General features: G+C 38.4%; 8 protein-coding genes and 2 riboswitches. All 8 genes read right to left on the reverse strand.

Going from position 1 to position 13,952, the window contains the following annotated elements:
- Positions 1 to 15 precede the first annotated feature (15 nt).
- Positions 16 to 2,418 carry an energy-coupling factor transporter ATPase gene (locus Ami3637_RS02420; protein ID WP_330586785.1) on the reverse strand — a complete coding sequence of 801 codons (2,403 nt, stop codon included), beginning with the start codon at positions 2,416 to 2,418 and terminating at the stop codon, positions 16 to 18.
- Positions 2,391 to 4,115, reverse strand: coding sequence for a DUF4430 domain-containing protein (locus Ami3637_RS18160; protein WP_330586786.1), 1,725 nt, complete (start codon positions 4,113 to 4,115; stop codon positions 2,391 to 2,393). The genes Ami3637_RS02420 and Ami3637_RS18160 overlap by 28 nt, the downstream gene beginning before the upstream one ends.
- An 11-nt stretch (positions 4,116 to 4,126) precedes the next feature.
- Positions 4,127 to 5,800, reverse strand: a complete 1,674-nt coding sequence (locus tag Ami3637_RS02430) for an S-layer homology domain-containing protein (protein WP_162361162.1) — start codon at positions 5,798 to 5,800, stop codon at positions 4,127 to 4,129.
- Between the two features lie 109 nt (positions 5,801 to 5,909).
- Positions 5,910 to 6,124: riboswitch (cobalamin riboswitch) on the reverse strand.
- 100 nt (positions 6,125 to 6,224) lie between these two features.
- On the reverse strand, positions 6,225 to 10,994 hold the full coding sequence (locus Ami3637_RS02435; protein WP_162361163.1) for a DUF4430 domain-containing protein: 4,770 nt from the start codon (positions 10,992 to 10,994) through the stop codon (positions 6,225 to 6,227).
- A 4-nt stretch (positions 10,995 to 10,998) separates the two neighbouring features.
- Positions 10,999 to 12,048: a homing endonuclease associated repeat-containing protein gene (locus Ami3637_RS02440; protein WP_162361164.1), complete on the reverse strand. Its 1,050-nt coding sequence runs from the start codon at positions 12,046 to 12,048 to the stop codon at positions 10,999 to 11,001.
- Positions 12,049 to 12,119: 71 nt separating this feature from the next.
- On the reverse strand, positions 12,120 to 12,896 hold the full coding sequence (locus Ami3637_RS02445) for a TIM barrel protein (RefSeq protein ID WP_162361165.1): 777 nt from the start codon (positions 12,894 to 12,896) through the stop codon (positions 12,120 to 12,122).
- Between the two features lie 47 nt (positions 12,897 to 12,943).
- Complete coding sequence (locus Ami3637_RS02450; protein WP_162361166.1) at positions 12,944 to 13,087, reverse strand: hypothetical protein; 144 nt, start codon at positions 13,085 to 13,087, stop codon at positions 12,944 to 12,946.
- Positions 13,088 to 13,199: 112 nt separating this feature from the next.
- Positions 13,200 to 13,478, reverse strand: a complete 279-nt coding sequence (locus Ami3637_RS02455; protein WP_162361167.1) for a hypothetical protein — start codon at positions 13,476 to 13,478, stop codon at positions 13,200 to 13,202.
- Positions 13,479 to 13,737: 259 nt separating this feature from the next.
- Positions 13,738 to 13,907: riboswitch (cobalamin riboswitch) on the reverse strand.
- Between the last annotated feature and the right edge of the window lie 45 nt (positions 13,908 to 13,952).

A 13,952-nucleotide genomic window follows, 5' to 3' on the forward strand; every position in this document is an offset into this window, starting at 1 on the left:
GAACCGACGCAGGATTTAAAATCCCCCATAAATAAAAAACGTAGCCAGGCCTCCAAAAATAGCCAGAGATATTTTATTACTTCTCAATATTCCCTTCCGGAAAAGCACCCCTGCCGTAAACCCTATTACACCGAATCCAAACATCTGCCACGGAGTCCAGGGGCCTTGTCCAAAGAAAATATTGGAGGCAAAGGCTATTAAAGCCCCTACCAGGAAACCGGTTTCACCCCCAAAGGCTACCCCCGCAATGATAACAATAGCTGCAATCGGTTTAAAATGGGGAAGCATAAAAAAGGCACATCTTCCAGCTACGCCTATAGCACAAAGTATAGAAATAACAATGAGCTCTCTTGCCTGAGGCTTTCTGTCCTCAAACATCATTACAAAGGGCAACATAGTTTCCAATATAATCAGCATGGAAATAAAATAATATTTACGGTCATTCAAATAATAGATACCAATAAAAATGGTAAGTGGTATCAGTAGTAAAATCATTGTTGCTGCTACTTTAGTTCTCTTAGAAAGCTTTCTCTCATTTAAAGCCACCTGATCACAAATGGTTTGTCTCTTTTTGGCTGCCTGTGCAGATTGCTGTTTTTTTTTCTCTAAGAACTTAAGCTTATTCTTTGATATATTCTGGCTGTTAATTTTGTCTCCTTTTGAATTTTTATACGAAGTGAATAAATCAAAGAAAGAATTCATTTGCTGATTTATTTCACAGATCTCAAGTTTTTTCTTTCCACCACAGACTTGAATGATATCATCCGCAGTAACCGCCTCCGGAACCAGATGTCTTGCCATACGGTTAGCTTCAGTAGTATAAAAACTGTTTCCGCTAAAAAACTCCCTGGGTGTTCCCTCTGTTACTATGTTTCCGTCAAAAAACATGGCACATCGGTCTGCGTACTTTGCGCAGAATTCCACGTCATGACTTACCATGATGATAGTAATGCCCTGTGCCTTTAAGCCTTTTAAAATACCCGCAAATATTTGTTTAAATTCCGCATCCAGACCTTTAGTCGGCTCATCCAGCAACAGGATTTTTGGTTTTAAAAGAAGAACCTTTGCCAGAGCTGCTCTCTGCTGCTCACCACCGGACAAGTCATAAGGATGTTGTTCTAAAAGGCTATTTAGCTGGCATAATCCAGCCACCGCATTTATTCGCTGCTCCTTTTCCTCCTTAGAAATTTGAACTGAAGAAAGCATTTCCTGTAAGTCCTTTTTCACAGACTTTTTCACAAACAGAGCCTGGGGATTCTGGGGTAGTACCCCTAAAAGGCCTCCAAATTTTTCATTATCCGGTATATCCGATAGAACTTTCCCCTCTATTTTTACAGATCCACGGTATGGTTTATTAATCCCTGACAGCAAGGATAAAGTCGTACTCTTACCGGTTCCATTTCCTCCTAAAAGAGTAAATAGTTCACCTTTTTTTACCTGGAGACTTACACCTTTCACTACATCCGGCAAGTCTTTTTCATACTTGAACCATACCTGATCCAGCTCTACCATCCATTGTTCTCTATTAGCATTCTTACTTTCTTTATCATTTTTTGATTTCTGTTCAATTAAAGGCAACAGAGGTTTACTCTCTTTAAATGTGTTTAGCCACACTCTGCCTTCTCTAACGGTAATAGGACATTCTAAATTATTAGGAACTGCTGCATAAACCTGCATAGGAACAGGCATTGCAGAAAACATTTTATGTTTCATCTTACTAAGTTCCTGCCCCACGTTCTTTGGGCAGTCATCTGCAATCACACTGCCTTCATCCATTACTATAACCCGATCGGACAAGGGTAGTACTTCTTCCAGGCGATGCTCTGTCATGATTACTGTAGTCCCCAGTTCTCGGTTGATTTTCCCTATGGTTGCCAGAAAGTCTGACGCTGCAATAGGATCCAGCTGGCTGGTAGGCTCATCTAAAATCAGTACAGAAGGCTGCATTGCCATGATTGCAGCCAGATTCAGTAACTGCTTCTGTCCACCAGACAGTTCAGATACATTTTTGTAAAACCAGGTCTGTATTCCAAAGAATGAAGCCATTTCTGCCACCCGGAGCCGAATGGTAGGTGTATCATATCCAAGACTTTCTAACCCAAAGGCCAGCTCATGCCATACCTTATCAGTAACAATCTGGTTATCTGGTGACTGCAGCACAAATCCAATTCTGGAACTTTGCATTCGCTGGTCTAAATTTTCAAGTTCTTCTCCTTCAAACAATATCTGGCCGGCCCGGACACCATGAGGTGACAAAATAGGTTTTAGCTGACGAAGTAAAGTGGTCTTACCACAACCGGAAGGTCCGCATAATGTAACAAATTCTCCTTGAGAGATGGTTAGATTAATGTCTTTTAATATCTGTTTCTGTGATTCAGGATAAGAAAAATTTAACTGTTTAATTGAGTAGCTGTCCACTGTCTTTTCTCCTGTTCATTAATAATAATTGGTACGATACATAATCCGGCATAAGCAATAAAAGGAAAATATGAAAATATTTCTAAGGGATTCCCTTTCATAGAAGGATAATATCGGAAATAGAGAATTCCAAAAATCTGACCTGCCAGTACGCAAAGTCCTAATCCTGCTATGGCCGCTAATGCCTTTTTATCTCTGGAGTCAAGATGAAATATAGAAAATGCCGTTCTTCCCGGCAGTCCATAGCCTCTGCTCCTCATGCTGTCTGCCGTCTCAATGGCATTTTCCAAGGCCCATGTCACCATAATAGATAAAATAGTTATCCCGTTTTTTGCCCGTTGTATAACGCTTCCATTAGAAACATCTCTACCAACACATTTTTGTGCATTAGATATTACTTTTATCTGGGCTTTAAACCGGGGCACAAACCTGAGTATCATAGAAAGTATCAATGACAATGCAGGAATAATCCTGCCAAATAAATATACAAATTTATCGGAAGTCATGACCTCATTGTAACAGGAAAACCAGCATATAACCGCCGCCAGCATAGTAGCTGCTGCGACTCCATATAAAATTGACTCCAGAGTCAAGGGATTTCCATTAGGCAAATAGGTTAAAATGGTAATACCCGCATGGTTAAATGCCGGATTAATAATAGCCGTTACAACCAACATAGGAAGGAGTATTAAAAAATTAAATCTTGCCGCTTTTTTACCTTTAATATAAATTGAATACCAAAATGCTGCAATCAGGGAAACCGTTAAGCAGACAGGATGCATCAATACCATAGAAAAAAATAGTACCAAGGCAAAGTATAAAAAATTTACAAAGGGATGATAAGAAGAAAATGCATCTGCATAGCATTTATTTTTCATCAAATCCGCCCCAACATCGCGGCCCAGATCACAGGTATAAACCCATTCAATCACATCTCCCTGCTTTATCTGATATCGGCTGCATCCATAATTAGGGAACCATCCATTCACTTTATACATCCATCCTGATAATTCTCCGCAATCAAACTCATAGAGATTATGTATTCCTTCTATATAAGCGGAATTATAAATTGGAGTATTGGAAAACTCCATATGTATTTTGTTCTTTTTGGTCTCTCTCTGAAGCAGATTAAATACACTTTCCCCTTCATAAAAAGTTACAGTGGTAGCAGGCATGATAACCCCGTCTTTTGGGACTAATTCCACTTTTTCTTTATTCAGATTGTTCATATTGTCCAAAATAGTCTTGCATTCAATAGACATAGTACAAGTCTTTGCATTCTTAGTCACGCTAACAGACCCTGGTTCTACTGGTACAGGTTTTCCGTCTGGTACTGGATCCGTCTGGTATTTGTCTTTTCCCGTTGATGGATCAATTGCCATTCCTTTGGATTCACTATAAGCCACATCTTTTTTATTCACTTTAACTTCTGCAGTTTTTACCGCAGGCTTTGTTGTTTCTACTGCCTTTTCAGTTTTTAAGGCTTCTTGTGTTGTAACCGTAGCGACCTTTTTTTCTGTGTCTACAGCGACCGCACCCTTGCTCACTTCATCTTGTTTCGATGCTTCTACAGTGGCTTTACTCTTTAAATCAGAGGAAGGGCTGCCTTTAGCAAACCCTCCGCCCCACAAGAATGTAATCGACAATACAGCAATGATGGCAAGTGCTGCATAGATTTTATTCTTAGTAATTTTCACAATCTTATCTCCTACATTAAATCAGCTTTACCTAACATACGATATAACATTTCTGCAATTTCACAGCGTTTAATTGGTGCTTTAGGGGAAATTGTCAAATCAGATTTGTCTAAAACATCATTGCTATAACAGAATGCTAATGCACTATTGGCCCATGAGGCTGCATCCACATAGTCCGTAAACTGTGCAAGTGTATTCTGTATGGTTGCTGCATCCATATTTGTATTCATGCCGCACAAAGCAGCCGCACGGGCTACCATGCTTGCAGCTTCCTGTCTTGTAATACTTCCATTTGGATTGAAATCTGTTGCAGATATACCACTTACAATTTTATATTTGTATGCAGTCCCTACATAGCCTGCATACCATGCCTTATCGGGCACATCTTTAAATACATTGTCAGCTTTTGGGGTAAGTCCAAGTGCCTGTACCACAATAGTTGCAAATTCTGCCCTAGTCATAGTTGCATCTGGTTCAAAAGCAGTATCGGTTTTACCGTTAATAATACTCCTGGAAGCTAAAGCTTCAATTGCTTTTTGATTTTTATGCCCCTTAATGTCTGTAAAAGTCCTGCCTTCTTTAGTAACTGGCATTGCTTTCACATCGGCATTCTTATCTTTTAATCCTGATACCGTTTTATCAGTACCAGTAGCCTGAGTTGATGCTTCCGCAGTTTTCCCATCAGTCATTCTGTACATGCTGCTTTTTCCATCTAATTGTCTCTGAACAGAAACTAACGCATAAAATCCCTGCTCTGTAGCCATTTGATTAGCACTGGTCTCTGAAAGAATGTGCTTAAATCCGTTTCCTTTTATGTTGAACTGTAATATATTTTCTACTAATGTATGTCCATTTTTTACAAATCGGCTGTCATCCACAGAAACCCCCAGTTCAGTAAGAGCCACAATAACCTGGTCCGCACTTTCAGAATTGACTGTTCCCCATGAGCTGAATCCACCGTTTTCATTTTGTAGTTTAGACAGACATGCCAGAGCTTTTTCTGTAGCTGCTTTTACATCTGTGCGATTCTGGTATTTTGCCAGTGCCTGCAATGCCATTGCAGTAATATCCGTATCTGCAATTTCATCTCCTTTAGCTGCTCCTGTAGTTCCTCCTGTCAGTGAAAAACCACCATCAGCCAGTTGCCTTTTTAATATTTCATTTACATACATGTCTCTTGTAGCCTGGACTTCAGCATCTTTGTTTTGCGGCACAGGATAGTTTTTTGAATCCAGTGCTATAAGTGCCCAAATAGGTCCATTAATGCCCTGCCATATAGTTTTATTAAAATCCCCAAGAGGAGTAAGCAGATTATACCCAGCTACATTGGCTGGATCTTTGCCAATTGCACTCAGTGCAATAATAGTTCGTGAATAATCAGAATATTTCTTGTCATGTAAAATTCCTTTACATTCTTTTACATGCTTTTCCAGTGCAGTATAATAACTGTCATAATAACTTTGAGGAACTTTATAATCACTGCGGGCAAGGGCCATTACCACCCAGTCTCCTCCTATTGATCCGGGTTGGGGATCCATTACTGTCTGCTGTAAATATTTTGCTGTCTCGGTCAATGCCTGATTAACCGAGGTTTTCTCAGTAGCCGCAAAAATACTGGTCATGTTACCAAATACCATAATCAGTACTAAGAAAATTGACAGCATGCTCTTCTTCTTTTGTTTCATTTTCCCTCTCCATTTCTTTTTTCACACAAAAAAAACTGCGGCAGCCTGTTAAAACTGCCACAGCCGTATTTCTGTGCACATTATTTATTTACACCCATGACTCGTGGGTTAAATTCTGAACTATTGCGAAGATATTCTGACTTACACTTTCAGGACTCATATCCAGCGTACATGTTTGGCCTTCCCGATTTCTCAGTGGCTGACATTGTCAAAAACATGTACTTAGTGCTTACAGCGGCGGTACCGTCCGAGACTTACACTCGATTCCCTATTACAGCTCCCTGTCCATTGGACAGAAAGAAAACACAAAAGCAACATATTAAATTATTCATGGATCAAATATCCATATCTACTTAAATATTTTATCACCAAAGCATTTCCTTGTAAATACATATGTGGCTTATTACCCTAAATGCTTCATCTTTTATTGGTCTGCTGCCTCCAGCCATCTGTCAGGATAGGCAGGATGATTTTGCTCCTGTCCATCTACCGTATAGATAGTTTCTTTCGTATAATCATCAACATAATGCATTATAATCTGATCACTATCCTTCAGTACTATCCCCTTAATTCCAGAGTTAGGATGCTGTCCGTTTATAGTAAACATCCAGCCTGAATTTGGGCTGTTATTGTCAAATTCCCCCAACCAGTAGCCTCCATATTTTAGTGGTGCTTTTACTGATTTTATATATCCCGATTCAGCGCCTTTCTGAGACAGCTTATTATCATTTACTGCCTTCATAAAAATATCATAAACCGTACTTCCTTCTGTTACCTTATAGCTTGTCGTCTTAACCCAGTTTACATATTTCTGGTGCTTATCAAAACCGTCGTGCTGGGTATCTCCAATAAGTCTGAAAGTTACGGTCATGTCACCTTTATCTGCATCCTTACCTGCTGCAGCTTTTGTAATAGCATTATTATCTTTATAAGCTTTTGCTTTGGTTTTATCAAACAGCCACCATGCACCATTCCTTCCCTGTTCAACCTCCATTACAGAAATTAAAGCTTCTGCATGCTGGTTAGACAGGCTGGGCTGTGTTATTTTCATGTTATTTAAATCAAAACCATCTTTTAAAATTGCATCGATGGCTGACTCTCCATCTTTGATAAATCTTGTATCATCCAGGAGGTTAACCCCCAAAGCAGAAAGCAGTATAACTACCTGATCTGTGGTCCAGATATTACCAAACCTTCCATCCCATTGCTGGGCTCCTGAAAGCTGTGAAATAACATTTTCCCAGTTCTGCCCGGCATAAGGGGCAGCAGACTGCATAGGCATAGACACGAAATCTGATACGGTGGTATTCTGAGGCAGATAAAAATCCGCTTTTGGGGTGAAACGCTTAATCAGTTCTTCTCTTGTGGCATACTGGCTTCCCGTCCTGAATGCATAATTGCCACTGTCCATGGCCATCAATCCGTAACAGGCTCCCATGAATTGTCCATCCTGACCAAAATTCTTATCCGATATAGTGCCAATAAAATCGAACTTTGATCCCTTTTCCTCTTCAGATTTCACAAAATCTTCCGGATTATAGCCCATAGCTGTCATAGCCATTAAGATACGGTCATATTTGGTTGATTTAAAATCATTGTTAGGTATTGCATGAGTTTCCATATAGGCACGTAATGATTCGATGTAGTGCTTACGGTAATCATCAATTTTCTGTTGTTCTTCCTTACCCACCGGATAAAATTCATTTATGTAGGCAAGATCCATCATGATCCACTCATCGCCTTTGTTGGGATCATATTCACTATCCGTATTTAATCGATTGTCTATTATATCTTTATAATAAATAAAAAGAGCTTTTTTAATCTCTGCTATTTTCTTCTGCTTTTCCTGTGCTGTAGGAGCAGAATTTCTGGAAAGGATATCCCCTGTAGCAACATACTGATTCGTTGGCAAAAGTTCATATTTTAAATTTAATTCAGGATTATTATACCGTAACTCCAGTTTATCAAAGGTTACGTTTACCTTCTTATTCATACCAGAATACGGAGAATCATACGCTGCAGACTTCACCTGATAATTCAGCGAAACATTCTTTTTATCCTGATTCTCCAGTCCAGTTAACTGAATATTACTTATTGCTGCTCCAGTAGTTCTGTCAAAGTATTTCTGATTCAGCTGGATATCCAGTCCTAAAGTGACAACTGGCTTTGCATCTTTCCCTGCAAACAATTTCAAAACAGGTTTTTCCGGGTTGTTTAAATCCCAATATTTACAATCTAGTTGTTGAGAATGCTGATCAGGGTTTTTTCCCTGGTTCACACCTGCATAACAGCAATTTTCCAGAGTTCCCTTTCCCACAGGACCCTTCAGAGAACCCTTATAACCAATATCTGCATAACAATTTTCTATTTTGCCGTTATTTTCAGCAGCAAAAGCATATACATCAGATTCTGTTTCAGATTTATTATTTACACTACCTCTAACTTCGCAGTCATAAATAATCCCTTCATTCTTTCCTGTAAGAGCGGCTATATTTTTTCTATTACTATTCTTATCAGTAATATCTCCACTAAATACAAGCTTAAGATTCTTAACACCTCCAGAAGCTTCTATCTCTTCAAAGAAGCAACAGCTTTTATTGTCTTTGTCCTGAAACTCACTGGCTGTATCATAATGCAGTCCGGAAATTGTATGTCCATTTCCATCAAACTCTCCAGAAAAACCAACATAGTCATTATTACCACACCATGATGGAGATACAACTTTCATTTTATCTCCCATAGGTTTCCATGTTTCTCCTTGTTTTCCTGATAAATCAATATCAGCCATTAACTTAATTTTTTTTCCAGCGAAACTGTTCCATTTTTCATATTCAGAAGTAAATTGCTTAAAATCTTTTAAGGAAGAAATAGTATAGGCACCTGCTGCTGAATCATAAGGTAATTTTGACTGATTTTCTACCGTTTTCACTTCAGCCGAATAAACTGCATCTGGATACAACTCATATTTATCTGCATCTTTTCCTGTTAAATATAGTGTTTTGAATTTAACCGCGGCAATGTCGGTTCCTCCGGGTCTGCATGCTTTTACATTCTGCCCTTGAATTTCTGAAGAAACAGTTTCAAAATGAACACCTACCTGATCGCCATTTTCTACATTATTCAGTTTTACTTCCTTTACAACAGCATCCTTGCTTCGATCATAAGGCTTATCTTCCATAACTGGTGATGCCATCACACTTTTTGTGAGAGGCTCCTCATGGGTTTCAAATACCCGTAAATATGGATACCCTTTATTTATTTTTGGATTCATGTTCCAGACAGAATTAAAGTTAAATCCAGGGTAAGTTGTTTTTTCCTTTAATTCCTGTGTAGTTCTTCCCTGCGCACAGTAAGCAGTATTATTTTTCCCAAATAGAGCATTATCCAGATAAATATGACTGTTTCCATATATTCCAACTTTGTTGCTGGCGGCACTTTCATTGCCAAAAAACCATCTGTCAGAGATATTCTCCGGAATATTTCCAAGAGCCAGCACATTCATCAGCTTGCCAAAGCCCTTGTCGTATGCTGCTACGGAGGTAAAGCCGCATGCAGTTCCCTTTACTGTCTTTATTCCTGACATTGGAACAAAGTCAACATCTGAATAACAGTCTTTAATGTATTGAGTGTCGGTGCATAAAGCTGTACTTGTGTTATCATAAACAAAGCCGGCTCCATCAAACAAATTTCCATACTGTATGTTTCCTGAAGTATAGCAGCGTGAAATCAGTCCCCCATTATTAAAAGCAAACATTGCGCCCTTTGCCCCACCAGAAAGTTCCATGGTGCCATCTATCCCTACATTTCGGATTTCTCCGTCAGCAGCAATGTCTCCAAAAAAACTAATCTGGTCATCCGCCTTTGTTCCGTTCATATATACATTATAAAGTTTGTATCCCTGACCATTGATTGTGCCCCTGAAAGAGGTAGCAAATGGGTGCCATACATTTGCTCTGGAACCCTTCATATCAATATCCCTGGCCATAAGGAATGTCTTTCCCTGGAACTGTTCTCCTCTTGTTGAGCAGTACTGCATCCATACCAAATCCTGAGGGGAATCCAATATATAATTGCCTTTTTCATTTATTTCCGGCTGAGGAAAGACTTTATTCACCGCTTTTTCTAAAGATGTAAGTTGTTCTTTTATTCCTTCAACGGTCTGTCCATTTCCACAGAGATACTGCTTTGCTTTGATAATTGCGTTTTTTACTTCGGGTACGTTATTTACCCCTTTATCTCCTTGAACTTGAAAAACCTTTTGAAAAAGCTTAGTCATGGATGTAGAAGTATCTGTTTTATTACACTGGGGAAACCCCACATCGGTTCCTCCATCTTTTGAAAACATAATACGTACTACATCTCCATCATTAAGAGCATTTTTGTCCACACTATTTACTTTCGTCCCATTAATTGACACAATCCATTGGGATTGCGGACCATAATCACCATTTTGGAGGAACCCGCCCTTTTCATTTTTCTGATATAATCCTGTTAAGCAAGTATCCTGCTTAATACTGGACTCTTTTATCTTAACCTTGTCTTTACCCATTAACTTCTCTATTAGAATTCCAACGGTTTCCCCCATAGAAATTTGTGCGGTCTGAGGCATTAAATAATAACTTTTATCTATGGCGGACTGTTCTATGGATATGATCGCTGTCCCTGCAGGCTTATAAAACTGCGTCTTATACATAGCATACACTTGTTTTTCTATGCTGACAGAAGTTCCATCTGGTGCTTTACCCTCAATGCGGATTTTATATGGTGCATAAGTATTCTCCATTTGAGAATCTAAAAATCCATTAATATCAATTGAAATATCCCATCTTTTTGTTTTTGCATTGTAATTTCTATAATTACCACATGAATTATTTTCTTTATCCAGCCACCCTTTAATCTGGCACTCATTTTTTAATGAATTGGATGTGCTTTGCAGATATATCTCCGGAGCAACTGGCTTTCCTTTATCATCTACAGCTCCATTGTTAATATCAACAGTAAAGTTCAGCTTGCTACTAGTGTCAAATGCCTTGCATACGAAAATCTGTCCATCCGAGAGACTGGTACCCATATGTACGGAATTCTCTTTCTTTATGGTATCTGCTGAAACAAAAGACGATGAACTGATAGTGGTAAATAGTACAGTTAGCGTTAATAAAAGTGCAAATATTTTATTTATATTTCTTTTATACATTTAATCATTTCCTCAATTTTCTCAGTTCTTTTTCAATCTCTTTCTCCTTGGATTTTTCAAGAGGTTCAAGATTTATCTGATATAAAATATTTCTGTAATTTACACATTGTCCAATCAGATTGTTATATACTTCCTTTGGTATTTCTGATTTCACCAAAGGTCTGTTAATTCTCGTGGCTTTGGTTTTCAGTGCTTTTAACTGCCTTACTGTTTCAGCATTGGGATTAACAAGTTTAAAAACACTTCCCTCTAAAAGTTCGTTATGCTTAATAAGTTTATTTCTTCTTCCGTCCAGGTAGGTTGCATTAAAAGGTTTTATTTTTTGAATGGGTTCCAGCCCTATCTGGAACAATATATTTCTCCAGGTACCACAACGTTTTTTTAACTTTTCCCTGATTTCATTCCTTATTTCCGTACGCATAGGAGGTCTTCCCAGTTCAATTGCCTTTTCACGTATACACTGAAGGAGCTTTTGTTCCTCCTCCGTTAAGTCGTCCAATTTATATACAGGCTGCCAGTTTTTCCACTGGTTATCAATACCTGCTGCATCAAGAAGCTCTGCCCATGTATCAAACTTGTATTTAAAGCTTTCAGCTATTTCTCCCATTTCATGCATATGAGGGGGTCTGCCTAATTCTTCAGCCTTCTTCCTTAGATTGCTGAGTAATTCTTTTTCAAGCTCTTTATCCATTTTGACCTTTTCATAGGTATCCCCGCATTTTCCTGCTTTTTTTGAAAGCCCTGCGGTGATCAGTGCCTTAGGCCAGTTCCCAAACCGCCTCTTTATGTATATCCTATATAACCAGTAAAGTTCTCTCTGTGCAGGAACATGCCCCAGCTCTCTGGCTTTACGTGTCAATATTTTACATAAATCCTCATCTGAGAAGCTGGAATAAACAAGTCTTCCTTTCCCAGAATTGGTCTGGGAGAATTCAAATATACGCTCTGCATTTTTAATGCCCTCATCATACTCCAGGTTTCCTGATTTAATGCCTTCGTCTACTATTTCATAAAATTCTTTTATATACTTTTCTGCTGCGCTCTCCTGATGCATTTTAGTTTCCTTTCTTACTGTTCAGACAACACTCTTTTTCCTCTGATAATTTACCACACCAATATAAAACATCAGGGTCTCTTCAAGGTTTCTGTCTGTATGTGCAGGACCTGTTCCTTTTCGTTTCTGTCAGAGGCTGCCAGTTCATGGACCAGATAGTCGGGGTTTATTCTGTCTATGACACTTTTTATCCCAGAATCCGTTACAGGCCTGTGAGTGTCTATATTCAGAATATGCTTATACCCAACACTGAACTTCTCAAAATAATCCTCTGGCAAATCAGGTGCTATGCAAAGATGTTGTTTAACATATTCGCCACTCAGGGACTGATGTAAATGAATTCCCTTTATATATCTGCACAATATATCATGTTCATCTAGCATCCTGTGAACATATTCTATTGCCTGCTGCTCACTTTTTAATTCCAGATTCGTGCACATGAGATGTCCTATATCCAGCATTATTCCTTTGTTTTTATAGTGTACTTTTTTTAGAAGCCTTTTAGTTATCTCTGGCCGTGTAAAATCCAGGCCTGCCCAGTTTAAGTTTTCCATTAACAATTTAAACTCGTATTTCTGGCCATCAAATAACAAATTAATTAATTCTGCCGATCTATCTACTACCTCTTCATCTGTATGAAGCCATTTATATGTATATCCTTCTTCTATGGAGACATCTGAAACATGGAAAACTACGTATTCCGCACCCGCACGGCTTGCCCTGTCCAAATCCTCACGCAGCATTTTTATAAGTGCCTCCCTGTTTTTTCCACCATAAAACATTTCCCAGGTTTCTGCATTTTTAAATTTATGAATTAACTCAATTTCGTTTTCATTCCAAAAATCCAACCAATCGCAAAAAAAAGCTAAATGCCAGCCCTTAATGAGAGTTTTATCTACTTTAAATTTACATTCCTGTCCCCCCATATGGCTTCGATTCCATGGCAGCCATATTTACTGCATACTTTTTCCAGCTCGCTGCTGTCTTTGTACTCCTTTAATACTTCATCTACAAGAGGCATATTTATCAGTTGAATCATATATTACTTTAATCCTTTCTACGTAAAAAAAATCCCTTAGCGAGCACTTGAAAAACTAATTCCTGTTTTACTCAACTAAGAGACTTCTGTATTTTATTTATTACAGTTTTAGTTAATACAAACAATAGCTTTCATAGTTTTCTCCCATGTAAATCCATACATTTTCTCCCATTTCTATTTTTTCATTAAACGTCAGATTTGGTACTAAAAGTTTTACACTTGTTCTTTTTCTTCCAATGACAGTGACTCCATCTGCAGTTGGAGATTTTTTAAATTCTTCGATTTTTTCTGCCAGATTAGAAATCCCTGTTTCTTTAGAAAAATTGTCCACAAATTCCTGAGTATTTGCATAAACTATATTGTCCTGATTTTTGAACCAATTAACATTCATGGCGTTCCTCCTTGTATCTAACTATATTTAATTAATATTTAAAAAGTATATTTTTAACTTTAAGTCCAAAAAAGGATGAGGGTTATAACAAATCTGCATATCTTGCAAATCTGTTACACCCTCAGGAATGAAAAGACTTCTTCATACGAATGAAAACAAACAAAAAAAACTGTAGCAAGATTGCTACAGTCCGTTTTTCTGTAATATTTATCATTCTTAAAAGCCCCTAAGGCCTATAAGCATCACCGATTACCCGTCGGCTACTCCAACAATTTATGCAGGTCTTCTGGCTTGTGTATCATTGTTCCTGTCTGCCTTCCCAGTTAGAAAACCAGTGGCTTATAGAAAGGAACTCCTCACTTACAGCGGCGGGACCGCGCAGGACTTTGACCTGCTTCCCTCTTAGCTGCATAACTTACCGCCAAATCAATTTGCATGGTTTCAGTTTGCAGAACATAAATGTTTATTCAGTTA

This window comes from Aminipila terrae (assembly GCF_010120715.1).
In the GTDB taxonomy this organism is placed as follows: domain Bacteria; phylum Bacillota; class Clostridia; order Peptostreptococcales; family Anaerovoracaceae; genus Aminipila; species Aminipila terrae.